Annotated in this window: 21 protein-coding genes; 2 read left to right on the plus strand and 19 right to left on the minus strand. The window is 69.2% G+C overall.

The genetic code is table 11. The features are described 5' to 3' along the window. Nucleotides 1-47: 47 nt before the first annotated feature. The 3 genes from CLT72_RS31900 to CLT72_RS11205 all read right to left on the minus strand — a co-directional run bounded on the left by CLT72_RS31900 (nucleotide 48) and on the right by CLT72_RS11205 (nucleotide 3,492). Nucleotides 48-2,330: an XRE family transcriptional regulator gene (locus tag CLT72_RS31900; RefSeq protein ID WP_158242017.1), complete on the minus strand. Its 2,283-nt coding sequence runs from the start codon at nucleotides 2,328-2,330 to the stop codon at nucleotides 48-50. 68 nt (nucleotides 2,331-2,398) lie between these two features. Continuing rightward, nucleotides 2,399-2,713, minus strand: a complete 315-nt coding sequence (locus CLT72_RS11200; protein WP_486484375.1) for a helix-turn-helix domain-containing protein — start codon at nucleotides 2,711-2,713, stop codon at nucleotides 2,399-2,401. Nucleotides 2,714-2,721: 8 nt separating this feature from the next. After that, the gene (locus CLT72_RS11205) at nucleotides 2,722-3,492 is read right to left on the minus strand and encodes a tyrosine-type recombinase/integrase (RefSeq protein ID WP_486484243.1); all 771 of its coding nucleotides are present in this window, start codon (nucleotides 3,490-3,492) and stop codon (nucleotides 2,722-2,724) included. Nucleotides 3,493-3,525: 33 nt separating this feature from the next. Between CLT72_RS11205 and CLT72_RS11210 the strand changes: the two genes are divergently transcribed. Next, nucleotides 3,526-4,191 (plus strand): hypothetical protein, encoded by a 666-nt coding sequence (locus CLT72_RS11210; protein WP_199184824.1) that lies wholly within the window; start codon nucleotides 3,526-3,528, stop codon nucleotides 4,189-4,191. Here CLT72_RS11210 and CLT72_RS11215 read toward each other — a convergent pair whose 3' ends face one another. From CLT72_RS11215 to CLT72_RS11290, 15 genes are all read right to left on the minus strand, one after another. Then, on the minus strand, nucleotides 4,192-5,280 hold the full coding sequence (locus CLT72_RS11215; protein ID WP_158242018.1) for a pyridoxal-dependent decarboxylase: 1,089 nt from the start codon (nucleotides 5,278-5,280) through the stop codon (nucleotides 4,192-4,194). Between the two features lie 164 nt (nucleotides 5,281-5,444). Further along, nucleotides 5,445-6,701 carry an MFS transporter gene (locus CLT72_RS11220; RefSeq protein WP_486484244.1) on the minus strand — a complete coding sequence of 419 codons (1,257 nt, stop codon included), beginning with the start codon at nucleotides 6,699-6,701 and terminating at the stop codon, nucleotides 5,445-5,447. A gap of 265 nt (nucleotides 6,702-6,966) precedes the next feature. Further along, nucleotides 6,967-7,491, minus strand: coding sequence for a MarR family transcriptional regulator (locus tag CLT72_RS11230; protein WP_101411398.1), 525 nt, complete (start codon nucleotides 7,489-7,491; stop codon nucleotides 6,967-6,969). A gap of 136 nt (nucleotides 7,492-7,627) precedes the next feature. Further along, nucleotides 7,628-8,752, minus strand: a complete 1,125-nt coding sequence (locus tag CLT72_RS11235) for a peptidoglycan DD-metalloendopeptidase family protein (RefSeq protein WP_101411400.1) — start codon at nucleotides 8,750-8,752, stop codon at nucleotides 7,628-7,630. Continuing rightward, nucleotides 8,749-9,240 carry a hypothetical protein gene (locus CLT72_RS11240; RefSeq protein ID WP_101411402.1) on the minus strand — a complete coding sequence of 164 codons (492 nt, stop codon included), beginning with the start codon at nucleotides 9,238-9,240 and terminating at the stop codon, nucleotides 8,749-8,751. The genes CLT72_RS11235 and CLT72_RS11240 overlap by 4 nt, the downstream gene beginning before the upstream one ends. Next, on the minus strand, nucleotides 9,237-9,455 hold the full coding sequence (locus CLT72_RS11245; protein ID WP_101411404.1) for a hypothetical protein: 219 nt from the start codon (nucleotides 9,453-9,455) through the stop codon (nucleotides 9,237-9,239). The genes CLT72_RS11240 and CLT72_RS11245 overlap by 4 nt, the downstream gene beginning before the upstream one ends. A gap of 5 nt (nucleotides 9,456-9,460) precedes the next feature. Then, the gene (locus CLT72_RS11250; RefSeq protein ID WP_101411406.1) at nucleotides 9,461-9,727 is read right to left on the minus strand and encodes a hypothetical protein; all 267 of its coding nucleotides are present in this window, start codon (nucleotides 9,725-9,727) and stop codon (nucleotides 9,461-9,463) included. Beyond that, the gene (locus CLT72_RS11255) at nucleotides 9,724-10,329 is read right to left on the minus strand and encodes a hypothetical protein (RefSeq protein ID WP_101411408.1); all 606 of its coding nucleotides are present in this window, start codon (nucleotides 10,327-10,329) and stop codon (nucleotides 9,724-9,726) included. The genes CLT72_RS11250 and CLT72_RS11255 overlap by 4 nt, the downstream gene beginning before the upstream one ends. Beyond that, on the minus strand, nucleotides 10,329-12,179 hold the full coding sequence (locus CLT72_RS11260; RefSeq protein ID WP_486484245.1) for a type IV secretory system conjugative DNA transfer family protein: 1,851 nt from the start codon (nucleotides 12,177-12,179) through the stop codon (nucleotides 10,329-10,331). The genes CLT72_RS11255 and CLT72_RS11260 overlap by 1 nt, the downstream gene beginning before the upstream one ends. Further along, nucleotides 12,179-13,753 (minus strand): hypothetical protein, encoded by a 1,575-nt coding sequence (locus CLT72_RS11265; protein ID WP_486484246.1) that lies wholly within the window; start codon nucleotides 13,751-13,753, stop codon nucleotides 12,179-12,181. The genes CLT72_RS11260 and CLT72_RS11265 overlap by 1 nt, the downstream gene beginning before the upstream one ends. After that, on the minus strand, nucleotides 13,750-15,216 hold the full coding sequence (locus CLT72_RS11270) for an SCO6880 family protein (RefSeq protein WP_101411410.1): 1,467 nt from the start codon (nucleotides 15,214-15,216) through the stop codon (nucleotides 13,750-13,752). The genes CLT72_RS11265 and CLT72_RS11270 overlap by 4 nt, the downstream gene beginning before the upstream one ends. A gap of 21 nt (nucleotides 15,217-15,237) precedes the next feature. Beyond that, nucleotides 15,238-17,427, minus strand: a complete 2,190-nt coding sequence (locus CLT72_RS11275) for a hypothetical protein (protein WP_101411412.1) — start codon at nucleotides 17,425-17,427, stop codon at nucleotides 15,238-15,240. Between the two features lie 3 nt (nucleotides 17,428-17,430). Then, nucleotides 17,431-18,054: a hypothetical protein gene (locus tag CLT72_RS11280; RefSeq protein ID WP_144082235.1), complete on the minus strand. Its 624-nt coding sequence runs from the start codon at nucleotides 18,052-18,054 to the stop codon at nucleotides 17,431-17,433. Nucleotides 18,055-18,133: 79 nt separating this feature from the next. Next, nucleotides 18,134-18,502, minus strand: coding sequence for a hypothetical protein (locus CLT72_RS11285; protein ID WP_486484247.1), 369 nt, complete (start codon nucleotides 18,500-18,502; stop codon nucleotides 18,134-18,136). Nucleotides 18,503-18,504: 2 nt separating this feature from the next. After that, nucleotides 18,505-19,566 (minus strand): hypothetical protein, encoded by a 1,062-nt coding sequence (locus CLT72_RS11290; protein ID WP_158242019.1) that lies wholly within the window; start codon nucleotides 19,564-19,566, stop codon nucleotides 18,505-18,507. Between the two features lie 321 nt (nucleotides 19,567-19,887). Here CLT72_RS11290 and CLT72_RS11295 point away from each other — a divergent pair, with 321 nt between their 5' ends. After that, a complete protein-coding gene (locus CLT72_RS11295) occupies nucleotides 19,888-20,355 on the plus strand; it encodes a hypothetical protein (protein ID WP_486484248.1) in 468 nt (155 codons plus the stop codon). Nucleotides 20,356-20,680: 325 nt separating this feature from the next. Here CLT72_RS11295 and CLT72_RS31545 read toward each other — a convergent pair whose 3' ends face one another. Next, nucleotides 20,681-23,773, minus strand: coding sequence for a coiled-coil domain-containing protein (locus CLT72_RS31545; RefSeq protein WP_486484249.1), 3,093 nt, complete (start codon nucleotides 23,771-23,773; stop codon nucleotides 20,681-20,683). Nucleotides 23,774-24,787 lie beyond the last annotated feature (1,014 nt).

Below are 24,787 nucleotides of genomic sequence, written 5' to 3' on the forward strand. Positions count from 1 at the left end.
CCGCGGTCGCCCTGGCCGGGCCACGAGGTCCGTCCCGGAGACGAGGGTTACGGGACGGTCCGGCTGTTGAGGTAGGCGGTCCAGTCAGCTTGTGCGTAGCTGCTCCAGGCGCTGGCGGTCTTGTAGGTGAGCCCGAACAGGTCAGCGATCACGGCTGCGGGCAACTCGGCCGCGAGAGCGATGAGAGCGGTGTTGCGTGCGGCACCGACGGGGATGCCGTGCCGCCGGAGCCGGGCGCCGAGGTGGGCTGGACCGATGGGCCGTGCCGGCGGTCGGCCGGGGAACAAGTAGGTCGTCAGCGCCGGGGTGGTGGGCCGCAGACCGAACGTGCGTGGTGGTTCCGCGATGAGTTGGTTGACGAGCTGGGCGAGGCTCGGTGGTAGCAGCACCGGCACGGAGTCGATCGCTAGGTAGGTGCCTCGGTCGTCTTGGCTCAGGCGGTCGGTGGTCAGCCTGTGGATCTTCGACAGGCGCGCGCCGTAGAGCAGGATGAGGCTGCCGGCGACCTTCACGTCGAGCGGCGCGGGTCCGTCGGTGGTGAGGCAGCGTCGCAGCAGGTCGAGGTGGTGTTCTTCGGCGATGAACCGCGATGGGGTGTCGTCACGACGGCGAGCGATGATCAGCTCTGGAGTGATCCGGCGGGCGGCGGTCCAGGCCGTGAACGCTCGGACCGCTCGACGTCGCTTGGATCTGGCGAGGGCCATGAATTCGTCCAGGTGAGCTTGCGTGAGGTCATCGATCGTCAGGTGGCGCTCCGTGAGCCAGGACAGTAGGACGAGCGCCTGGCGGATGTCCTCGCGGTCGGCGTTGGCGGAACTGCCGGTGTATCGACCGCGGTTGGCGGCTCGGCGGGCTTTGCGCAGGACGACCCACTGGGCGAAGGGGCGCACGAGTCGTTGATGCTCGGCGGGCTGGTCGGCGAGTTGGGCATCGAGCCATGGTTCGAGCCGGGCAAGGGGTTCCAGCCGATCGGGCAGCACGTTGGTGGCGATGAGCAGTTTCCGGAGGTAGTCGACCGCGGCCATCCTCGGTGATTGCAGTAGTTGGTCGAGGACGTCGTGGGTGACCGGGGTACCGGTGGATGCCAGCTCGGCGAGAAGCCGGGCGGAGTCGCTGCGTCGCAGCCAGGCGAGCACGTTGCGGGGAACGGCTGCGTCGACCAGGGCGTCAGCGAAGGGCAGGAGCTGAGGGCCGATCACGGCGTTTTCGTCGCCGAGAAGGTCGCTGACCCGGTCGGTGAGGACGCAGCGGGCGCAGCGGTGCGCGGCGTAGAGGTCACCGGCTTCGCCGCAGGAGGCGCACAGGTAGTCCAGGTTCGCGCGGGTCTCGATCGGGCCGGCGACCCGGATCGCGCAGGGCCCACACGTGCCGGCCCCACCGTCGTCGCGACCGACCAGGACCCGGTGCTGTCCGCAGATCGAGCAGGAGCAGGGGTTGTTCACGGTCGCGCTGTAGCAGGTCGAGCACACCGGCCCCAGTGGCCAGAACGCTTGAGTGGTGCGGTGGCGGTGGCACACGGCGCACTCACGCAGCGGCCGGGGCCGACAGCTGGGACAGCGAAGCGCGCCGTCCGGTCCGCGCTGGCAGTGCCGCCACCGGCCGCAGACCCCGCATTCGGACACGGGTGACTGGTTGCAGGCGGAGCAGAGATCCGGGTCGCCGCCGATGGCGCGTTGCTTGATGGGCCGGGTGCGACCACAGCCTCCGCAGCGGCGCTCTGGCTGCTGGTAGCAGCGGCGGCAGATGGGCCCCTCGCTGGTCAGGGCGTGGGCGGGCGCCGAGAGGCCGCACGTCGCGCAGATGTGAACCGGGCGGGGCGCGCACCCCTGGCACAGTGGTTCACCGGCCGGTGTCCGCCGGGTCGGCTGGCGTCGCCGTCCGCAGCGGGCGCACGGTTGTTGCCGGGCCGGGTCCGTGCGGTAGCAGGAGCGGCAGATCACTCCCTCGTCGCGGCGGGCGGCGCGGTCACCCGGTCGCCCACATCGTGCGCAGATGATCTGCTCGATCTTGAGCATGCACGGCTGGCAGCATCGGCCGATCCCGTCTGGGTGTGGTCGGCCACGTTGCAGGTCCGGTAGCGAGCGACCGCAGTTCGCGCAGCCAGGCAGGGTGACGGCATCGCCGAAGCCGGCGTCGACCAAGGCGTAGACCAACCGGAGGAAGACCCTCGGTGCGTGCGGGTCCGGCGCGAGCAGGGCGTCAGGGCGGGCTGTCAGGTGCTGGTCGAGCTGGCGCATCGGGATGAACGTCCAGGCGTTAGCCCCTTCCAGCAGGGCCCGCGCCGCCTCTCGGGACAGGCGATCGCTGGTAGCCGCGAGCACGTGACCCACGAGCCGTTCCTGGGCGGCCTCCGTGGGGTCGCCGGCATAGCGGTTCCGGTTGCGTCGCCGGCGGGCGCTCATCCGTTCCGCGGCCGGCGTATCGCGGCACGCGGCGGTGCCGGTAGCGCAACCTTGCCGCCGCCGGAGGCAGCCTTGCGGACGGTCTGGTTCACCACCTGCGGTTCGATCAGGTCGTTCGGCGTGCATCCGAGGATGTCGCACAACGCGACGAGGGTGTCCATCGACAGCCGCTGCGGCGGCTGGGTCACCAGCCGGAACACCTGTTCCCGCGACAGGGTGACACCGCGTTCGGCCAGTAGCGGCACCAGGTCCGTGGTGGCGAACATGTCCTTGCCGGCCATGAGCTGCCGAAGGTGCCACCGGTAACCCATCTTCTTGATCACTGCGCCTCCCACATCCGTCCGAGCCGGTCCTGCAAGGCGCGTTGCAGCAGCTGATTGCGGTACTCGTTGGACACCCCGGTGTAGATGGCCGTGGTGCTGGCGAACTTGTGCCCCACCTGGTCCTGCACGAACTTGACCGGGTAGTCGAACTCGACCAGATGGGTGACGTAGGAGTGCCGCAGGCAGTGCGGGTCGAGCGCCGGGTCCAACCCGGCCGCCTTCTTCGCGGCGACGAACGCCTCGTTAACCAACCGCGTGGACACCCGTCCCCGACGCTCGGTCACCCACAGCGCCGGATGTTTCCCCGGTCCCAGAGCCGGGCGAACCTCGTGCACCCAGTGCTCCACCACCGGCACCATCCAGTCCATCTCTGGCACCAGCAGCACGGTGCGGCGCCGCGGTGGACCGCCCCGCGATGCCTTGCCGTAGCGCACCATGACCATCCCGCACCGGCCGAACTGCGGCGCTTTCGGATTCGATCGCACGTCAACGAGATCAAGCATCGCCACCTCGCGTCGGCGCAGCCCGAAGGCGTACGTCAGCTTCAGCATCGCCGCGTCCCTCAGCGCGGACAACGCGCCCTTCACCCCTCGCGCTCTGATCTGCTCTGCCCGTCCGTCGGCGGCGTCGAACAATGCCTGCAACTCGTCGTAGGTCAGCGGTCGCCGGCTCGGGTCGCCCTCGTAGTCCTCGACATGGATCACCGAGTTGTCCTGGTGAAAAAGGATCGAAGCCGTCGCCGTGCCGCGCACCCCCAACGAGATCACGGATAGCACCGGCGCCGATCCAGGGTTGCGCAGTTGGAACTCCTGCCCGAAAAATCTCTCGGAATGGGCTCGGACGACCAGGTAGCACGGATGAGCGACCATGGTCGGGTGGGTTCCAGTGCGCCGTCGTGGATGGTCCTAGTTGCTGCTGCCCTAGCCGTGATCGGCACGCTCGCTGCTGCTGTCGTGACCCAGGTCCTCAGCGGACGGCGCGAGAGCCGACAGTGGAAGAGGCAGCAGAGGCAGGAGCTTGCCCGCTGGGAGCGCGAGCGGGCGGAACGCCAGGAACAGTGGGATCGCGAGGACCACGCCCGCTGGCAGCAGGAACGCCTCACCTCCTACAGCGAGCTGATTCAACAGCTAGACCGCTTCCGGACCGCAATCTCCATCCGCTTGCCCGTCGATGGCCCTGGCCCAAAGAGGCTCGACGCGGAGTGGCGGGGCGAGGTCGCACAACTCTTCAACCACCTAGGCTTGGTCCGGGCCAAGGCGAGGCTCTTCACGTCCACGGAGACGGACAGGATCTGCGGGGATGCCTTCGTGCGGGCGACGGTCTGCTGGAACGCCTTCAACGGTGGCTCCCTGCAGAACGAGGAGCGCATCCGCATATTGAGAAGCAACCTATGGGACCTTGGCGCGCGGTCTGCTGACCTTCTAAGGGCGATTCGCCGGGAGCTTGGGCTAGACGTTGACGCGTAGCTACACCCGCGCCGACGTACGGCGTCGCGTCTCCCCAGGCGAGCTCACTGGCCCCTCTGAGCTGCGGGAGGGCTCCCGGGTGGTCGCACCATGCCGGTAGGTGCGGGCGTGGTCGACGCTGTGCGGCGCGAGGTCGGTCACGAACTTGTCGACGTGTTGGTAGGTCATGCCGGGGTGGCAGGTGATGCGGCTGATTCTGCCGTCGGTCATCAAGGTCCATTGAGCGGTGACGTCTGGTGGCGGTGTGGGCAGGACAACGGCTGGTGCGCCTGGGCGGCGCCAGTTCGGCCAGCCGATGTCGTGGAGTCGCTGTTCGGTGTAGGCGGCCAGGTCGATGCCGTACTGGACGCGTTCGCGGAGTCCCTGGCGGCCCAGACTGGCGACGACGTGCCAGAGCATGATGGTGGCGAGGCCGCTGTGGGCGTCGACGGGGTCGCCGCTGCGGTGAGCGCTTGTCAGGGCGGCTGTGGCGCGTCGGCGGCGAGTGACGAGGACGCCGACGGGCACGGGTAGGCCGAGAACGGTATTGCCGCTGATGCTGATGCTGTCGGCTCCGTCGGACAGGTCGAACGGCGGTGGGGCGTCGCTGAGGGCCAGCGGGATGCCGGTGCCTGCGGCGTCGCTGTGGACGTGCCGTCGGATGATGGCGAACTGGTCCAGGCGTCGGTGGATCTCTGCGACGTCATCCGCGGCGTCGGTCCAGGGTGTGCCGATGCTCGCCACGACGATGGCGGCTGGGCCGCGGTGGTGGGCGAGTTCGTGGGTGAGGTGGTGGTAGTTCATTTCGCCGGTGTCGGTCGTCTGGATGGCGATGGCGTGCAGTCCGAGGATCCGTGCCGCGTTCGGCACGCTGGGGTGCGCGGCGGCCGAGTGGTAGACGACTGCCGTCCCGAGTCGGATGCGTGCCAGGTGTAGGGCGTGCAGTGTGGCGTCGGCGGCGTTGTGGGTGACGCAACCCCACCATCGTTCAGGGGCGCGGAACAAGCCGGCGAAGAAGCTCACGGCTTCGCGTTCGAGGTCGTGGCAGTGGTTGAGGTGGGTGGGGTCGGAGTCGGTGTCGCCGCTGTTGTAGATCGCGAAGTCGAGCAAGGGCGCAAGGGCGCGGAATCCGGTGGTGGCGGTGGTGCCGCTCAGGTCGGTTCGGCGTGCGGTGGTGAGTCGCTCGCACAGCGCGGCCAGCCGGGAGCCGAGGTCGGGATCAGGGTGAGGGGTGTGGGGCATGGGTGTTCCTTCGTCGGTCGGGGGATGCCTTGTCAGGGGCGCAGGCGCGAGGCTGCGGCGGCGGCTGCGGCGGGCAGCAGCGCGGCCAGCGCTAGGGCGATGCTGGGTCCGCAGGGTTGCCACAGGGCGGCGCAGAGTGCGGTGCCGCCGCCTCCGCCGGTGAAGATCGCGAGCATGAGTAGTCCGGTGGCGCCGCCTCGCTGTTGTGGTGTGACGTGGCGGGTGATTTCTGCGGTGAGCAGCATCTGCGCGGTCGCCGATGTGGCGAACGCGGCTGTGGCTGCTGCGGCGACGCCGAGCGGCCTGGGGTCGAGTGCGGCGTAGCAGAGCGTGCCTGCAAGGAGCAGGCTGGCTGCCGTCAGGACGTGCCGGGCGGGTAGCCGTCGGGCGGCGACGGCGGCACCTCGGGCCAGGCCGGCTCCGACTGCGGCGCCGGGCAGTAGGAGCAGCCCGATGTCCATCGTGTCGTAGCCGAGCGTGGTCAGCAGGTGGGGTGCGGCGTAGAGGACGGCGAACAGCCCTGCGTAGACGCCCGCCCCGGCGAATGCCGTGCGCCGAAACCATGGGGCCGCGATCACGCCGTCGACGACGAATCCGTTCGTGCGGCGGCGGCTGCGAAGGGCGAGGGTCAGCGCGGCGGTCACCGTGGCTGCCGCGGACGCCGCGGTGGTGAGTGCACTGGTGTGCTGAGCAGCGGTCTGGGCAGTCAGGAGGAGCCCGGCTGCCACAGCGGCGAGGAGTCCCGCCCCGGGCCAGTCCAGCGGTTCTCGCTGGCGCCGAGGGGTGGTCAGGGGCCAGCAGAGCGGGATCGCGGCGATGGACAGCACGGGCAGGGCCAGGGCCACACGCCAGGACCAGGCTGCCGCGAGTGCGCCGGCCAGCGGCGCGGTAGCGCCGAACGCGGCCAGACACGCACCGAAACGCGCCAACGCCGTCGGGCGCTGCGGTGCGGGTAGGCGGGCGGCCGTGGCGAGGCTTACGGCTTTGACCGCGCCGGATCCCACTGCCAGCAGAATGCGCCCCGCAACGGCGATGGTCAGGTTGGGGGCCACGACGCAGGCCAGTGTTCCGGCGGCGAGCAGCGTGACCGCGATCAGCAGGACCGGTCGGTCACCCCACAGGTCGATGGTGCGTCCGGCGGTGACGGCGCCGACGCCGATGCCCACGGCGTACGCGGTGAGCAGCCATGCCAGAGCTGGGCCGCTGGCGTGCAGGTGTCGGGCGGCGTCCGGAAGCGCGACGGCGGCGGCGCTGACGCCGTAGACCGCAGGCCCGTACAACAGGCCCAACCGCCACCCCGCCCCTGCGGTGATGCGTCCGGCGGTGACTCGGGCCGGCTTCGGGCTCGACAGCGTTGCCTGTGTGGTCATCGGGTTCTCGCTTCCGTCGCCGCCGCGTAAGCGGGGGTCTGGGTGGAGGCGGTGTGGTGGGTAAGCGCTTCAACCAGCAGTTCGGCCGGTCCGGCGCCGCGTACGGCCACGGCCGGCGCGACGCGGACGCTGGGGTCGAGGACCGTGGCGACGCACGGGACGGCGTGTTGGGCCGTGCGGCTGGTCATCGCGTGTCCCCTCCCGTGGCAGGGGTGTCGTTGGGGTGGCTGCGGGTGGCCACCACTCGCAGTGCCCTGGTGAGGGCGTCTTTTGGTGGCAATCCCGGAGCGGCGAACAGTTCCGCCTGCTGTAGGTGGACGCGGTGTTGCAGCTCGCGTGCCAGTTCCATGCCGGCTTGTGTGGGTCGGACGACGATTCGTCTGCGGTCACGCTCGTGGAGCTGGCGACGCACGAGGTCGCGCTGAACGAGGTCGCGGAGGACTTTGGTGAGGGTGGCTTTGGCGATGCCGACTTCCACGGTGATGGCGCGGGTTTCGATGACGCGGTGGGTGCAGATGAGCACCAGCACGTCGTAGCTGGTCCAGGTCAGGTCGGCCTCGCGCAGCACGGTGCGTTCCAGCAGGGCGCGGACGCTGTTCGCGGTGCGGCACAGCTGCGCCACCGCATCGGGACGCGGTGGTGCGATGGGCCGGGTGTTGACCGGTGGGCGGTAGACGCCGGCGGTCTGCCGGCGGTGGCGGTGGTTCATCGCGGCCTACGCAGGTGTCGCGGTCGGCGCAGGGTGTTGCGGTCTCGGCGCTGGCCTTTGCCGCCGGCACGGTCGGCCGGTGGCGGCGGTTGTGGTGTGGGCACGCGCGGGTGCCCGTTCTGATCGGTGCGCATCTTCACCCCCGTGATTGGTGCGCTATCGATGTGCTGTTGAAGGTCCGGGTATAGCTGTTGTCGCCGAGTGGGGCGCCGCGTTCACGCATGAACGGCACCGGGTCGGTGGAGTTGGCGTTGCTGAGGTCGCAGCGCGACTGGTCGCAGACCGCCTGGTGGGTTTCGAAGTGCAGGTGTGGGCCGGAGGAGTGGCCGCTGGTGCCGACCAGGCCGATGGGCTGGCCTGCCTGGACGGTGTCGCCGTCGCGGACGTCGGGGCGGCGGACCATGTGGCAGTAGCGGGTGCCGTAGCCTCCGGCGTGCACGAGGTCGACGTACCAGCCGCAGCCTCGGGTGCTCGGGCTGCCGTCGATGTCGCAGTTGCCGGTGCTCGGGTCGCAGCCGGACCACACCACCTCACCGGCGCTGGCCGCACGGATGACGGTGTTGCGGGGCACGCTGAGGTCCACGCCGGCGTGCAGGCGGCCAGCGCGTGGCCCGTAGCCGCTGCCCACTTTCGCGCGCAACGGCACGGTCCAGCCCGACGCCGCCACGTTCGGTGCGCTGCCGCAGGAGGCGAGACTCGCCCCGGGCAGCTCGCCGATCGCGTTGACGCCGACCACGGCCGCGACAACCTGCTCGGCGTCGTGCTCAAACTCGCCGTAGCGGTCGGGGAACGCCGAGACCTGAACCCGCTGCGCGGCAACGGTGAGCGGCATCTTCTCCCAGCCGTCGATGCGCAGCAGCTTGTCGTAGAACTTCCCGCTGGCGTAGACGGGATCGAGGATCTGCGCGGGAGTGCCCCATCCCTGGCTGGGCCGCTGCTGGAACAGGCCAAGGGAGTCGCGGTCGCCGCCGCGCAGGTTGCGCAGGCTGGACTCGACCATGGCCGTCGCTACCGCGATGACCCAGCCTCGGGCAGGTATCCCCCGCTGCTGACCGACCGCGACGATCGTGGCCGCGTTGGTGACCTGCTCACTGGTCCACCGGCCGACTCCGCCACGGGCACCGGCACTGCTCGCGGTCTGCGCCGCGGTGGGGCCGCAGGCCGCCGCCGGCGCCTCGGTGATCACCGACGCCACCGGCAGCCCGCACAGCAGCAGCGCGGCCACCACCGCCACGACGAGCCCGGCCCGGCCCCTGCTCATCGGCGGTTATCCGAGTTCCTGCCGACGGTGGCCACCAGCCACCGCTGGTCGTCGCGCACGCACACCACGCGGAGCACGCCTGCGTCGGTGTCGACGTCGACCTCCGCCCGGGTGTCGCTGGCGGACACGACCCGGGCAGGCGCGGTGATGCGGGTGGCGGGCACGTTGGCCGGGTCGACGGTGCCGAGCAGATCCGCGTAGGCCGGCACCGCGTAGGGACGCAGTTCAGCGCGCCACCGGGCGGACGGCACTGTGGGGCGGGCCCACAGTCCGACGAAGCGGGCCGCCGCGGTCGCGGCAGCCGGATCCGTGGCGGCGGAGCGGGTGGGCAGCACCCCGTCCGGATCCGCCGCCAGCCCTGACGGCGGCTGACCGGGTGAGGTACTGGTAGCCGGCGCCGCCGGGGCCTGGTACGTCGGGTTCGCGCATCCGCCGGTCAGCAGCACGGCCGCCGCCAGGACCTGGGCCGTGAGGTAGTGGCGGGTCATGTCGGCTCCGCGGGCTCAGCGTCCGGGGCGGGCGCCGGGCCGAGCGCGGCGTTGACGCACTGTCCGAGCACACGCAGTTGGTGGTGCACGTCAACCAGCGCCGCGCGGCGCTGCGCCGAAAGTTGCCCGGCGGAAGCGTCAACGAATTCGTTGATGTCGATGTGCAGGTAGGTGAGGCTGGTGATGGTCGCGGTGAGGCGAGCGTCGCGCGACATCGCGTCTACTCCTCGATGTCGCGGTGGTAGTCGCCGTCGAGGTAGCCGTCGCTGGCCCAGTCCAGCTCCGTGTTGCGCCGTGTCTGCTGATCGATGTCCGTCCACTGCTGCTTCTCCTCGGGGTTGCGGCTATTGCCGTATGCCTCGTTGGGGTCTTCACGCAGGCCGGTGATGAAGTCGTCGAGGGTGTCGACCCCGACGCGCAGCCCTGCCAGGGCAGCCTCGAAGCGCTGCCAGTCCCACACGTTGGTGATCTCGGCGGGATGTGTCATCGGCTGGTCTCTCCTTCCTGGGCTACCGCCGCGGCGGGCGCCGGGCGTGCGTCGATGTCGGCGCGCACGGCGTCTTCGGCCGGTGTCGGCCACGGCTGCGACCAAACGGCGTCCGGGCTGGGTTCGCTGTGCTGGCCGTAGCGGCAGCGGGGGTAGTCCCACTGCTGCCAGCGGGTGCGTGCGCGATGCAGCGCCTCGTGCCAGCGCAGGGGCGCGTCAGGGTCGGCTTTGGTCGAGTAGGCGTGGTGCCACGACACCGCCAAGGCAGTCAGTTCCTCCACCAGCGGCGGGTGTGCCGGCCAGCAGGCGCCGAAGTCCTGGGCCAGCCCGTAGCGGTCGGACAGCCAGCGGGTCCACGCGATGAGCCACGCCCACAGCTCCCGGGCGCGGTCGCGGTCCAGGTCACGCCAGCAGTGCCGCGCCGGCACGAATCCGGTCGGTGAGCCGAGGGCGTCGACGCGCTCGGACAGCGTCACGTGGGCCTGGGCGAGTTGTTCCACCGAGCCGCGCAGGGTATCGATCAGCGCGGCGAGTTCGGCGGTGGCGCGTTCCTGCGGTGACGCCTGCTCGGGAATGTGGAACAGGAAGGTGCGGTCCGGCATCAGCTGGCCCTCCTCAACCGTGTGTTGAAGGCGTCCTGCGCGGTGTGGAATCGGTCGGCGTCCGGGCGTTCCCACCAGGCTTGCTGCACCACCTCGACCGGTGGCATGTTGCCCAGCAGCACCAGGGCGTGCCCGGTCGGCAGGGTGCGCAGTTCCGCCAGGTCGACCAGGTTCTCGCGGCGGGTGTTCTCCTGCACGCTGGCCTTCCCGCCACCCCACGACGCGGACGAGGACAGCTCCTGCACCTGCCCGAGGAGGGCTTGGGCGTCCTTGAGGGCGTTGACGTCCTGCGTGCCGCCCATCACGAAGCGGGCGTTCGCGCCGTCGCGCAGGGCCTGGCCGCCGTCGCGGCCCCATCGTTCTTCGAGTTGGTGGGTGTTCTGGCAGGCGATCGACAGGGCGATGCCCGAGCCGCCGCCCTCGGACGCCAGCGCCGGTAGGGAGGGCAGCGGCGCGATGTTGGTGATCTCGTCGCCGACCAGGTACAGGCAGGGCTCGACCCGGCCGCCTGGGGATACGAATGACCGTTGCAGGGTGCGGTAGATGATGTCCTCGGCGATGGCGGCGAACAGCGGCGCGGTCAACGCTTGACCGCTGCGGGTGCCAACCAGGTAGAGGGTGCCGGCTCCATCGAGCCACTGCTCGGGGTCGAACTGCTGCCCGCGAGGCGGTGAGCAGGCGTGCAGGATACGGGGGTTGCTGAACGCGTCCAGTGCGCCGAACACGACCGACTGGATGGCGTCACGGCTACGGCCAGAGGACTCGCGGTGGAAGGCGAGGCGGTCGGCCCACACCGTCTGCCCGTGGTGGCGCAGGATCCGCTCGGCGCGCGGCTCGCTCGGGTTGGCCGCCCAGCTCGCCACCTCGGTCATGGTGGCGTGCTCGTCGAGGGCGGCGGCGTGCAGCAGCCCACGGATGATCGCCGCCGCCTGGTCCTGGAAGTATTGGCCGTTGTCGACGTTGCCTTTGAGTCCGGCGCCAGCGGCGAAGCCCTTGGCGCGCAGTGCCGCGATGTCCGGGTCGTCCGCGCCGTCGATCGGTGACCAGCGCAGCCGAGGCACCCCCGGCACCTGGCCCTGCGGTTCGAAGATCCGCGTCGGGCCGAGCGCGGCACGCAGGTCGTAGGTGACCGAGGCGACGTCGAGGCGGGTGGAGGTCGTGATGACCGCGCCGCGAGCGTCGGCGACCCTCGGGATGATGTAGCGGGACGTCTTGTTCGCGAACCGGGCCGCTCCGGCGAGCAGTTCGGTGTACTCGTTGGCGAGATAGAGCGGTTCGCCCGTCAGGGCGTGCCGGCCGAGTAGCCGGGCCACTTCGAGGGGGTCGCTGCGGCGGCGCTCTTTGACCGTCACCATGTCGGCAGAGTCCGTGTCGCGGATCGTCAGGCCAGGTCGCAGCACGTCAACGCGGCGCAGCACCGCTTCGGCGGTCACCACCCGGTCCAGGTCCTTGCGGCCGGCGAACCCACGCCGCCGCGCCCACCGGCGAGCGATTCGTACCGTCGGCAGGCCGATCCCCGCGAGGGAGACGCTGAACAGCATGGTCCACAGCCCGTACAGCAGCGGTGCCGGCGGCAGTTCCTCGCGGGCGGCGCCCGGCCACGCCTGCTCGGGGTCACCCGGTGCGGTGACGAAGCGGGCGGCGATGCCAGGCATGTCGGCCGGTGAGCTGTCCGGCCACCCGGCATGGGTGAGCAGCCCGCCCACCTGCCCGGCCAACCACAGGGTGACCGTTCCGGTCACCACGAGCAGGACAGCGATGCCGGCCAGGGTCAGTCGGGCGAGGATATCGGCGCGGGCCACCCCACGGCGGGGCAGCCGATGCCCGGGAGACATCAGCGAGCCGGCCATCACCGCACCGCCTCGGCCTCATCCGGCTTCCCCGGCGACGCGGTCGCTACGCGCGGGGTCTGCCGCATCCGACTGTCGGTGTCGACCATCTGCCGCTCGATGGTGGAGAGCTGGTGCTTGACGACGTAGGAGCGCAGCCCCACCTTCCACAGCCCGACACCACGACGCAGGTGCAGCAACAGGTTCGTCTCCACATCGGTGGTGCCCAGGAACTCGCGGGCCGCATCCAGGGAGCCGGGCGCCTGCCGGTAGGACACCCGCACACCGGTGTCCTCGATCAGGCCCCGGGCGATACGGACCTGCTCGGAGTCGGCGGCGCCGCTGGCGGCGAGGTCGGAGAACCGGTGGAACGCGAGGATGTTGGCCGTGCCGAGGGCTCGGGCGAGCTTCAGCTGTTCCCGCATTCGCCGCATGAGCCCGAGGTGGCGGCTGACGAGGGCGAACTCGTCATAGAGGCAGACACGTGTCGGGGCGTCCGGGCGGGTCAGCTCCGTCTCCAGCCACGACTGGGCGCAGGTCATCGCCATCGCCGTCATCTGGTCCGACGCGCGCACCGCCCGCAGGTCCAGGATCGCGCCCGGCTCGTCGAAGTCGATCGTCAGCGTCGACGCGGCCGGGGCGTCGAAGATCCCGCCGAGCGCGCCGGTGATCAGCCGCTCCAATGCCAGGCGCACGCGGCGACTGTCGGCGGTGAACTGGTCGACGTCGTAGTGCACGCCGGCCAGCCGGTGCGCCCACCGCGGCGGGTCGCCCATCGCGGCGAGGACCCGCGACAGCGTCGGGATGTCCATCCGGTCCGGGCTGGTGCCGTCATCGGCGCGGGTCACCGCGTCGAGGGCGTATTCGACCAGGGACCGTTCGGCTTCACCGAGCAGGCCGCCGAGCTGGATCTCCAACAGCCCTTCCAGCAGCAGCAGGCGGCGGGCCCGCTGCAGCTGCAACCACTCCGCCTCACCCTGCCCCGGCAGCCGACGGATCCCCGCCAGAGGGTTCATCACCACCCCCGACCCCGGGCCGACGCGCACGGGTCGGATGCCGGCGGCGTCGGCGAGGGTGTCGTACTCGCCCTTGACGTCGACGATGTAGAACCGCACCCCGAACGGCACACCACGAAACGCGACCGTTTTGAGCAGCGACGACTTCGCCGACCCGATCTCCCCGGTCACCACCATGTTCGGGGCGCTCAGCACGCCCGCCCGGTACAGCTCGTGGATGCCGAAGACGAACCCGGCGCGGGAGTACACCTCCTGCCCGATCAGCGGCCCGTCCACCCCCAACCCCGGGTCCGCGACGAACGGGTACACGCTGCACAACTGCGCGCTCGTGGTCACCAGCGGCGGAAGCCGCAGCCGCCAATACACCCGCCCCGCCGCCCGCCCGAACGCACCGCGCCCGTCCACCGACGGCGGGCCCAACAGCCGATCCGACAGCCGCCGCACCGCCCGCTGCTCCCCCGCCAGATCCGCCTGCGCCGCCGCGAGGTCACGGCGGGCTGCGGAATCGGCGAGGCGCTGCGACCACGAGCCTTCCCGCCGGACCCGCGGTCGAGCAGTTCTACCGTTGCCCGCACTCACGCGAACCACCCCCGCATCGGCTTGAGCCCACGCGCCAGCGGCAACGCCCCAGCCGCGAACGCCTGGTCCTGCTCGCCGTAAAGCACGACCGCGTGGCAGCCGCAGCGGCCCAGCACCCGACGCACCGCACGCACGTCATGGCGCAACCGCTCAGGACTGTCAGCGGTCACAGTGACCAGCACCGCGTACCGGTAACGCACATGCCCCGCGGCCTGCTCCCGGTCGACCTGCTCGACCGCGCGAGCCTCCTCGTCCTCGCGGGCGGTGCGCACCAGCCGCATCCGCCGCTTGGTCACCTCGTCCCCGGCACGGGCGACCTTGTCCCGCCGCGTCGCCAACTGCGCCAACTGCGCCGGCACCGGCTCCGCCACCACCGTCACCGCACGCCGGCCGACGGTGCGGGTGAACAGCGGCGTCATCCACGTCATCGGCACCGCCTGCCGCGGCATCTCATAGACCCACAGCGTCTGGGAGAACCCCGAGTCGTGCCGATACGCCGACCAGCCCACCGTCTCCGCCGCCACCGGCCCACCCGCGTGCGGCGCCACCTGCGCCTCGACGTCCTCCGGGTCGAACTGCCCGCGCAGCACCGCCGCATACTCACGCGGCGTCAACCAGCCACCAGTCTCTATACCGGCCTCACGCACCGCCGCCTGCACACCGGTCAGCTTGTCCAGCACCACCGCGGCGATAGCGGCGTCCGTGCCGCCCGCGTCCGCGACCTCCCCCGACAGCTTGCGCACATCGAACACGGCCGTGAGGAACACGTCGTGGCGTTGGGTGCCCGGCCCCGCCGCCGCCGTGAGTTCCGCCAGCGACCGGTACGCCCGCGTGCCGGTATCCACCGCCTGGCCGAGGTAACGCTGCGCCCGGTTCGCCACATCGGGTACCGCCCGCGCCGTCACCGCCCACCGCACCAGGCCGCTGTCGGCGTACTCGGTGCCCAGCAGGTTCAACACGTCCGCCCACGAGGCAAGGCGCTGCTGCTGCACCGTCGTGTCCGCCAACACCAGGTTGCTGCCGGCGCACGACAACGTCGCGGTCACCGTGCCCTCCCGACGGTGATGCAGCAGCCCCACCTCCGTCAGCCCGTCAGCGGCAACCGCCGGCAACCACTGATAGCCCGCCGCCGGCCCCGGCAGATGCAGATGCGCGGTACCCGGGTTCGCCGCCCACACCGCCCCCCGGTAGCGGTCCTGCCCGACTGCCCGCTGCACCAGAGCGCCCACGACGATCGGCGTCCACTCGGTGACCCGCCGGCCCCGGATCCGCAACAGCGCCACGGTCAGCAGCAGCACCGCCGCCGCGAGCATCCCGGCAGCAGCGCCCTGCCGGCCCACCGCCAGGAGGTTCGCGGCGATGACCAGGCAGATCACCCCGGCCACCGCCGTGCCGATCTGCCCCCAGCTGAAGCCCAGCATCGATCCCCGCGTCGAGCGCGGCGGAAACTGGAACTGCGTCATGACCTCCCCCTTCGCAGTGATCTAGGCCGGCACGATCGGAATCTCGGCAGCACCACCAGCGGCAGCGCCCTGCCCACCGCCCCGGCCCGCCGCAGCGCCACCAGCGCCATCTCCGTCGTTCTCCGGCGGCAGCGGGCTACCACCGGAACTCAGCGATGCCGCCCCCACGCCCGACGAGCCAGAAGCCCCACCGCTCACGCCGAGGCCACCACCGACCGGCGACAGAGCGCTGCCAACGGGTTCCCCGGCGCCCGAGCCGGCCGACACGGACGTCTGGTCTTGAGACGCCGCTGCCCCGGTGGCCCGTCCGGCGGTATCGCTGTCGTCCGCGAGCTGCGGCAGCGGACTTCCGCCAGGGCTCGGCGATCCCGCGCTCGGACCCGACGGGACAGCAGACCCACCACCCATGCCGGAACTGCCGGGGGCCCCATTGCCTGAGCCGGCCGAGGCGGGCGTCTGGTCGTGGGCGTCCTGCGGTGTCACCGGGAGGGCGCCCTGCTCGCCGGTGGCGTCGCCCGGCAGGGTGAGTTGCCCGCGCGTCACGTCCCCTTGGGCGGTGCGGGAGTCCCGCTGCACCCCCGCTGCCTCGTCGGCGTTCTCACCCCCAGCAGCCTGCTCGCCACCGGTGTTGGCGGACTGGCCGAACTGGTCGCTGTCGCCTCGGCCGTGCAGGGCCTCCCCCTCATCCGGCAGCCCCGCCAGCGCACCGGCAGGTCCGGTGGAAGATGTCGGGCTGGTGGGGATGGCGTCAGCGTTGCCCTGCATCAGCGACGCCGCATCCATCTCACCCCCGTCGTCCGACGGGTCGCTCAGGCGCCGCGCTGCGGCGTCGAGCCCGACCGCCCCGGCCGCCGAGGTCAGGAACCCTCGGGCGTCGACATCGGCGAGGTAGCCGTCCCACATGCTCGTCAACCGCAGCAGGATCCACGGCGCGAGGACCATCAACACGATGATGAACAACCCTCGCAGCACGTTGACCACGTTGTCGCTCTCGTAGGCGGTGCGGGTGCCGTAGATCCACAACGCCGCGATGAAGAACTTCGACGCCGCCAGCGCGTTGCAGGTCCAGAACCACTTCCGACCCCACGCCCGGGTCTCGGCCATGACCTGACCGGTCATCGCCATCGCCCCGAACAACGCCGCCCCAGCGGCCAGCAACGAGCGAAACAACAGCATCACGAACACCAGCACCAGGCCGAACACGCCGACCACGGCGACAACGAAGGCCAGCAGGATCGTGCCCATGTCGGCCGTCAGCGCGTTCAACGCGTCGACCCACATGCTCGGCTGCCAGTCCCGCTGCTGGTTGCGGGCGATCAGCGCCAGCGTCGCCTCATCCCAGGCCGCCATCAGCAGGTACGCGATGCCGCCGGCGAACGCGATGCCGAACATCGCCCGCACCAGCCCGCCCAGGCTCGACAGCGGCCCCGGCCCGCTCACCCGCAGCCCGTTGATCGCCGTAGAGATCACGAACACGATCAGCACCATCACGATCAGCACGCCGGAGATGTCGTTGTAGACGCCGTAAAACGGCTCATCAGCCACCGTCGACGACTGCGTGAACACGACCTCGGCGAGCTTGCCCAACGCCCACGCGAACCCCGCCACCGCGATGTCGGCCAGGCCCTCGAACCCTGTGCGCGCCGCGTCCTTCACCTGGGCGCCCACCTTGCAGGACACGTCCAACGGCCCGCACTCCGACGACGCCTTCAGCGACGACGACGCCGTCAACACCGACCGCAGTGCACGGCAACGCTCGGCCTTCGCCGTCCACCGCGACGCGTGCGGTACGTCCTGCGCTGCTTTCGCGTCCAGCCGCTCGCAGCGCACCGGCTGCTCACCGGCGGCCGGCAGCCGCTCGTCGAGCACCGATGGCGTGCCGTCCGGCGGCGGGGACTGCACCGTCACCGCCACCGCGTCGCAGTGTTCCTGCTCCACAGTGCTGGCCGCCGCGCTGCACACAGTCGTCCAGCCGTCGCCCTGCTGCCACCGCGCCCACGGCAGACACCAGGCCACCTGCGGCTGCCTCAACGGCTCGGCACCCGCGCCAGGCCGGACGTCAGCCGGCGGGGCCGGGCACGCCGAAACCGGCGAGGACGGCGACGGCGTGGGCGTTGGTGCCGCTGCGGCGGACGCGGGAGCAACCGCCGCGACCGTCATCGAGGACACCACCGCGAGCAGCAGCCGCAGGGCTGCGGGCAGGACAGCCATGGGTCACACCGTCCCCGGCGCCCACGACCGCGGGCCGATCACCTCAGCCAAGGGCTGCATGTCTCGTGGTCCGCCGTCGCGGCGGGTGCCACGCTGATCCGGCGGCGGCACCGGCACCGCACGCTCCGCACCCACCAGACGCCACCGGCCCTGCGACCACCGTGCCGTCGCGGGCTGCACGTACCAGCCGCCCGCCAACCCGGCGCCCAGGCCGCCAGCATTCGCGGTGGTGCCGCTCAGGGCGCAGACGAGCATCCGCACCGCCACCTCGCGGCCCTCGGGCACGACCACGTCGAGGTCCGTATCGGGCACCCACACCCGCACCACCACCGTCTGCGCAATCGCTGCCCCTTCGGACGGTGGCCCGACGAGAGGCTGCACCGCCGGCGCGGCCCCCTCGGCGGCAATCAGCTCCAGCAATGCCTGCCGGCTCGTCACGTCCCTTGTCCCGGCCGCCGCCAGGACCTGCGTGTAGGCCGCTGCCGCATCCGCTGCACCGCGAGGCGTACCCGGGAAACCCACCGGCACCCCGGCCTGCATCCGGTCGACGTACCGGGCGGCCACCTGCCGCTGTGGAACACTCGCTCGGCCGGCGGCGAACACCGCCAGGCTGAGGGCCATCACCATGACCAGTACCGCAACGAGGGCGCCCGGCCGGCGGCCGGTGCTCGGCTTGAAATCCGCTCGACTCATCGTCCGGCCCCGATCAGATTTCGCTGAGCAGGAACGCGATGATCGACGTGGCTGACCCGACCACGATCGCCACCAAACCGGCCTTCCACATCATCGATTTGCCGCGATCACTGATGATGTGCGCGCCGAAGATCGGCCCGATCCCGAACGCGATAGCCCCCGCCGCCAACCCCGCCACCGCCGAAATCACCCCAAGAAACAAGGCAGCGTTCGCGAGCTTGTAGAACAGATCCGAGCGCGGCACCGCCGCCGGATCCGGACTGATCCGGCTGAAGTCGAAGCCGCCACCCGACGGCTGCGGCGTCGGCGTAGGGGTCGGCGCCAGAAGCGCCATCACGCCAGGGGCACGCACCGTCAGGACAGCCGCAAGCTGATGCAACACGATCACTTCTCCCCGTTCGAGGCCGACCTTGGGCCGTTGGCAGCCGCAGGGTCAGCCGGACATCTGTCGATCACTGCCGCGGCGACCTCGGTCAGCGCCGACCGGGTGGCCTTCGTCAACACCCGCGGATCCAGTGGATCCAGGCGCACGAGTGCGGGGTCGTAAGGCACCCGCACCAAGACCGCGGCGGACTGTCGCGCCAACTGCTCCACCGCCCGCACCTCACGCGCCACCGACGGCGACGTGGCCATGACGACCACCACGGCCCGGTCAGGCACCTGCGTCAGCCCCGCCGTGCGCATGTGCGCCAACAGCCGCAAGGTGTGCTGCACCGAATCCACCGTCGCCCGCGACACCAACACCGGAACCGTCGCCCAACTCAACGCCCGCCACGTCGACGCGCTGTGCGCCGTCGGCAGATCCAGCAACGCCAACCGGAACACCGCGCGCAGATGAGCGACAACACCGAACAGCTCCGGCCACGTCGGTGGACGCCGCTGCGACGACAGCTTGTTTTCCCCCACCAGCACCCGCAGCCCTGTCGGACCGACCTGCGCCAGCCGATCCGCCACGCCGCCATCCGCCAGATCCGCCCCGGCTGCCACCGCATCCCACACCGTCGACGAGGTGCGGCGGGCCACGCGATGCTCCAGACCGCCCCACGCCCGCAACGTCGCGTCGACCGCCACCACCGGATCAGGCACCGCAAGCGCCAGCAACCCACCCAACGACGCCGTCAACGCCGACCGCCCGACCCCGCCATCCGCCGACGACACGCAGACCAGCGGGCACCCCTCGCTCAGCAGCGCCGCCCGCCACCACAGCGACTCCACCCGCCTGCCCGCACCGAACTCGCGAGGGATTTCCCGCCTCGCCGCCGCATCCGCACGGTGCCGCCACTGCGACGTCAAAGCCTGAACCCGGACCGCGATCTCCTCGGGGGTAGGAGCCGGCGGCAAGGCCCTCTGCCCCACCGCCGGCTCCCCCACCAGCTCGCCACCGCGCCCGCCCGAAGGCTTGCCAGCAGCGACCTGATCGGGCTGCCCGTCTGATGGATCTTGCACGTCCGCCTCCCCGAAGGCTTGCCGTACAGCACAAGCCGTCGCCGACATCGACACGGCTGGTCCCCCGTTGCTGTCACGACCTGGACGCTGACCAAACGAAGCAGGCCCACGAAGACCAGCGCGCCCCTGCAACGCCGATCTCCCACGAACCGAGAAGCCACCCCCCGGCAGCTGGCTCGATCCGCTACGCTCCTTCCAAGCACACTTCCTGTTATATGAAGTGCACTTCATTGGCGATGCAGAGAGCTAAGCACGGACTACGGAGCGGCGTCAACTACAGTTTCGGGTTCCGGCTACGAGTGGTTGCAGTTGGGAGGCTCCATGCAGGACACACCAGCCGACCAGACCGAGGCCGCCACCTCCGACCTCATCCAAGGCAGACTTCGCGCCCTCTTCGCCGCCAGCCCCCCAGGACGGCCGCCGTATACAGAACATGAAGTCGCGGCAGCCCTTACCAAGGCCGGCCACAAGATCACCGCGAACGGCATACGTCACCTACTCAAAGCCGAACGCGTCAATCCGAAAGCCTCGACAATCCGCGGCCTCGCAGAGTTCTTCAACGTGCCAGTCGGCTATCTCCTAGGCGGCAGCGAACAGCCCGAGGAACCCGACCCTCGAATTCGCGTTATGACCCGCTCCATCACAAAGCTGTCACCCGCCGCCCAAGACGGCCTCCAAGTGATCATCGAGAACCTACTTCGAGTCGAAGAGACCGCGAGGGCAAGCGACCACCAAACGTCGACCCCGCCGTCTAGCACGCACCACTCGCCGAACCCCCCAGCTCAATGAGCGATGGCATCATGGCGTACCACCTGACACCCACCGAAGCCACGATCGACCTAGTAGTGGGCGAGCAAGCCGTAACGTGACGCTGCGCCGGAAGAAGGTTTGTAGGAGCGGCAGCGGTGCATGACCTTGCGCCAGGGTCTCGCGCAGAGGCTCTGGATCGCCGGAGTTGCTCGGTCACGACTCGCGTCTCCAACACAAAGTTGAACGCGGTGGCGAACAAGCCCAGATCGTGCCGAACGCGGCACCCCTGGCGATCAGGGTCCTGCCCATGACGGTCGACAGACGAGGGCTGCGACGACCAGTGTCTCGGTCAGACTCTCGATCTCTATATCAGCTCTCTGTCCTCCAGAAGAGCTTCCGCGGTTAGCTCAACCCTGCCGCCCAGCCGATCCACTCCGAACATTCTCGTGGGCCGGTTCAGTGCCTCGGACTTGGACGGGTAGTGGAAGTATAGGATCTGTCCGCAATGCGGGCTTGCCTCGGACATGATGGCATCCTGGCAGGTGGCAAGGATCGTTATCCGGTGCTCACGAGCAACCTCTGCGATGGCATCGAGCACTTCACGACGATGTTCAGCGCCCAGGGAGTCGGCAAGCTCATCGAGAATCAGAACTCGACCCTCGGGATTCGGTGCTGCGAGCAGGGCAGCCAGGACGAGGTGAATCGAGAAAAGTTTTTCCTGAGCCGTGTTGGTGACGTTGTCGTAAGCTAACATTGGGCCCTCTGGATTGCGCCGCCATCGCGGCACCACCTGGCACAGCCATTTCTTGTCGGGTGCGGCTGGCGGGACGAGCGTGTAATCGAGCTTCGCGCCCAGACCGCCAGAGTTGCGGTTTAGATTATTTAACGCAGTGCTGATTCGATCCAATGCGGAGGATGCGCGCTGCTTTATCGCGTCTTGCGTCATGATGAGGGCTTGTTCAAGCTCGCGGCACTTTTCGCTGGCAAATTCGGTGGTGCGCTGCCGCGTTTTGCGGGCGTGAGCCACTTCTTCGTGGGCGGAAGAGTCGCGCTCCGCCGAGTCGTCAAGCCACTCCATGATGCATGCGAGTGTAGACACGAACTGTTCGGCGGATGCGGAGCCGGAACTCTCGCGGCTTGCGGCATATCTGCTCGCAGCCTCAGCAACATCGGCAGGTGGCGGCGCGCTACTATCCGGGTAAACCTTGAAGCTCGCAATGGCTTCGACGAGCTTGTCGTGGGCGCCTTGTTGGAGCGTTGCGTTGGTGCGGCGCTCGACGTGCGGGTTTTCGTCGCTCGCCAGCGGAGCGTCGGCTTCGTCAACAAGTTGGTCGTAGTCGTCGTCGATGTTGAGCGTCGGCCACCTCAGTTGCTGCAGCGCGGCGTCGATACCGCGTGCCCATGCAAAGAGTATGGCGTCGTCCGGTCGGCTTGCGGCTTTGTATCGGTCGATAGCCGCGGCCAGAGGACGGAGTTCGTCCTGTGCGGCCTTCAGGTTGGTGTTGGCCTGATCGAGCAGTTGACTTCGTTGTGCCAAGGCGCTCTCGGCGGCACGTTGGTTGGCGTCTGCGTCGTCAACCGCGTCGGACAGGGGCGGCATGACCTGTTGACGGTGGTTGGTCAGGCGATGTTGGAGCTCTTTCTGTTGTTGCGCCAGCGAGGCGCATTGTTCGGCAGCATCCGCACGTGCCGCATTGGTGGCGGCTAGCTCGGCGAGTTTCTCCGCCCGGCCAAGCTCGTCGATGCGGCGTTGGGCCTTATCTTGGGCGAGCGCGACCTGCCGATCCCAGTAGGCGATGAGGTCGTCGAGGCCGACAGTCGGTGCCTGGAAGCCACCAATGATGCGCAGGCCGACGCGATGATCGTACACATGGGTGACGGGCTCGGCGGCGTGGTGCTGCCGCCCTAGCGCATCGAGAAAAGCGATTGCGTCACGTGGTGCTGAGACCACTCCGATGGGAAGGTCGGAGACAATATCCGTCGAACTTTCTGGGGCTGGTCGTGAGATGAGGATCGTGCCAGGGTGTTCATGCAGAAGGGGCAACGCCTCGGTGAGGTGCTCACGCGAGACCACAAGCGCTTCTCGCCACGGGTTGAGTCTGGCCTCCCACTCGTGACGATAGGTCGCCTCCAAGCGTACCGAGGCGATGAGTGACTGTGCGGGTATACCCTTTTCAACCAATAGCCGGATAACCTTGCCGGATTCCCCGAATTGACCGTGAGCCGCCTCCTGCCTAGCCTGTTTGGCATCGGCAAGTGCGTCTTTTGCAGACTTCAGGTTGGACTTGGCTGCACCGACTTCCTGAGTACGCGTTTCGCGTTCCCTGGCGGCCTCGGCGGCAGGTGGATCGAACTTTAGGTCGTAGCCGACTGCCTTCTGGCGCTCATTATTGAGGCGGCCTTCCAAGATGTTTAACTCGCCAACGAGCTGTCCTTCGACCCCGATGGCCAGCTGGTGAGCGTCCTTGGCCTCGCTTAGTTTGCGCTTCTGTTCCTCATGAGCATCCTGGAGTGTCTTGAGGTTGCGCAGTCCGTCGCGCTGGATGGTGAGTGTCGCGACCTGCTTCGTCAGCTCTTCCCAGGCTGTATTGGCCTTGGACAGCAGGCAGGTGGCCGATGCAGCTCGCGTGTAGGTGTCCACAACAGCGCGCGCAAGGCTGCCGTTCCACAGTTTAAGCGCAGCGCCGGTTTGTTTCCGAAGCTCGTCGCGCGCTTCTACCTGGCGCAGAATTTCAACCTCGCGCGCTGTCTGCTTACGGTCGTTGTCGATATGTGTTTGCAGCTCTGCCTGTTTGTTTGCGAGGCCTAGGCGATCCTGTTCGTCCCGCTCGAAAAGAGTCGCTCGCCCGGTCAGGGCGATGAGCGCATCCCCGATTTGATCCGGGGTGAATGTTCCCGCGTCTAGCTTCAGCAGCGAAGGGCGGGAGCGGACCTGACCGCGGCTGGCCACGTAGGCCAAGACACGCGGGCTTCGGCCATAGAGTTTCTCGACGAACTCGGCACCACCCCAGGTTTCGCTGGGCAGGGATCGAAACATTCGATTGGCATTGGAGTGTCGTTCCCGATCGTCGCTTCCTGGTGCCAAGTGGATCCCTGGCCCGTGCTTCACCTGGACGTAGGGGGCCCCGGAGGAAATCTTCATCCACACGGTGCAGGCAGATTCAGCGATGTTCGTGGGATGGGCGAACACGCCGGCTATGTAGCCTTCAGTGGCAGCGCTTGCCCCGGTGATGCCTGCGGTAACCGGCTCGAACAGCAGGGATGCAACGGCGCCAGCGCCGTTGCCGCCGACTCGCCACTCAGGATCGCCGAGGAGCAGGGCGGTTGCGGCGAGGAAGCTGGTTTTGCCGGATTCGTTGGAGTCGACGGGCCCCATGCCGGTCACAGCGATGAAGGTCTCGGGGATCAGTCTCACTGGGTGAGCGGTCAGTCGCGCAATGTCAAGGGTCTGCACCAAGATGAGTTGCCTAGTGCCGACGATTCCGAGTTTGGCGGTCGCAAAAGTCGGTGCCGTCACAGTAGTTGCGAGCCTTTCGGGCTAGGCGTCGGTTGTGCGTTGCTCACGGATTCGGCGTGCCATGTATCCGTTTGGCCGGCCGAGCACGATCAAGTCTTCCCAGAGGAGGTTCCGCTGGGCGGGGGTTAGCCGTAGTAGGGCGGGTCCTGGTAGGTAGCCGCCTGCTTTTGCGGTTGCGACGAAGCCTGCCCGGCGCAGTCCCCGTAGGGCGGCGACAGCGGCTGTGCGCTTGACCGCCCGGTTGGCAATAAGCGTGTCCATCTGAACCGGGTGGGTACTGGCCCAGGTGTCATCGAGATGGATGCCTCGTGCTCTGGGAATGGCGACCGTGTGGAGTAGAACTAGGGCTAGGACTGCTCGTTCTGTCGGTTGCAAGGTGCCGACTTGGTTCCGTGTTAGGGCCGCCGCGACGGCGGTCGGGTAGCCGGTGATCCAACTATGCGATCCCACCGATATTAGTGTTCGCCCGCATCGGGAAAGCGTGATCTCGACTGCGGCGCGGATCGCCGGGTCCATGAGCATGGGAAGGTCGGAGCGCCGAATCGGCCCCTCGGCTGCCTCCAGCGCACAAGTAATCCCTCGTAGGTTCTCGTCGAATTCGGTCGCCGGCGCTTGTGAGTCGGTGGCGATCCATCGCACCGTCGATGACTCAAGCTCCATTTCTGGCTCGTTCTTCGGCGGCTGACCCTGTTCCCTAGGTCTCGGCAGCCGCTCATGAATTCTTCGTAGCTGTGACCAAGTGGCCGACGGTAGCGCAGCGGCGGCCGGGCCGAGCGCACCGCGATTGCCGTCCAGTGTGATCAGTCCTGCGGTCGGGAGTGTGGTGTCCAGCGCGGTGACGACCGATCTACTATCGGCGTCCAACGCCGCGCATGTCGCAATAATGGACGCGCGGGAGAAGGGGCGTCCCGGGTACGGGCTTGCGGTGGGGTCTGGCCACGCCGCGCCGAGGCA

It is taken from the genome of Micromonospora sp. CNZ309 (assembly GCF_002846525.1).

Excerpts from the sequence above, each read along its gene's own strand:
- CLT72_RS11200 (WP_486484375.1), bottom strand. The coding sequence starts at position 2,713 with ATGGGTTACCGGTGGCACCTTCGGCAGCTCATGGCCGGCAAGGACATG.
- CLT72_RS11230 (WP_101411398.1), bottom strand. The coding sequence starts at position 7,491 with ATGAACCACCGCCACCGCCGGCAGACCGCCGGCGTCTACCGCCCACCG.
- CLT72_RS11235 (WP_101411400.1), bottom strand. The coding sequence starts at position 8,752 with ATGAGCAGGGGCCGGGCCGGGCTCGTCGTGGCGGTGGTGGCCGCGCTG.
- CLT72_RS11240 (WP_101411402.1), bottom strand. The coding sequence starts at position 9,240 with ATGACCCGCCACTACCTCACGGCCCAGGTCCTGGCGGCGGCCGTGCTG.
- CLT72_RS11245 (WP_101411404.1), bottom strand. The coding sequence starts at position 9,455 with ATGTCGCGCGACGCTCGCCTCACCGCGACCATCACCAGCCTCACCTAC.
- CLT72_RS11250 (WP_101411406.1), bottom strand. The coding sequence starts at position 9,727 with ATGACACATCCCGCCGAGATCACCAACGTGTGGGACTGGCAGCGCTTC.
- CLT72_RS11255 (WP_101411408.1), bottom strand. The coding sequence starts at position 10,329 with ATGCCGGACCGCACCTTCCTGTTCCACATTCCCGAGCAGGCGTCACCG.
- CLT72_RS11260 (WP_486484245.1), bottom strand. The coding sequence starts at position 12,179 with ATGGCCGGCTCGCTGATGTCTCCCGGGCATCGGCTGCCCCGCCGTGGG.
- CLT72_RS11270 (WP_101411410.1), bottom strand. The coding sequence starts at position 15,216 with ATGACGCAGTTCCAGTTTCCGCCGCGCTCGACGCGGGGATCGATGCTG.
- CLT72_RS11275 (WP_101411412.1), bottom strand. The coding sequence starts at position 17,427 with ATGGCTGTCCTGCCCGCAGCCCTGCGGCTGCTGCTCGCGGTGGTGTCC.
- CLT72_RS11280 (WP_144082235.1), bottom strand. The coding sequence starts at position 18,054 with ATGGTGATGGCCCTCAGCCTGGCGGTGTTCGCCGCCGGCCGAGCGAGT.
- CLT72_RS11295 (WP_486484248.1), top strand. The coding sequence starts at position 19,888 with ATGCAGGACACACCAGCCGACCAGACCGAGGCCGCCACCTCCGACCTC.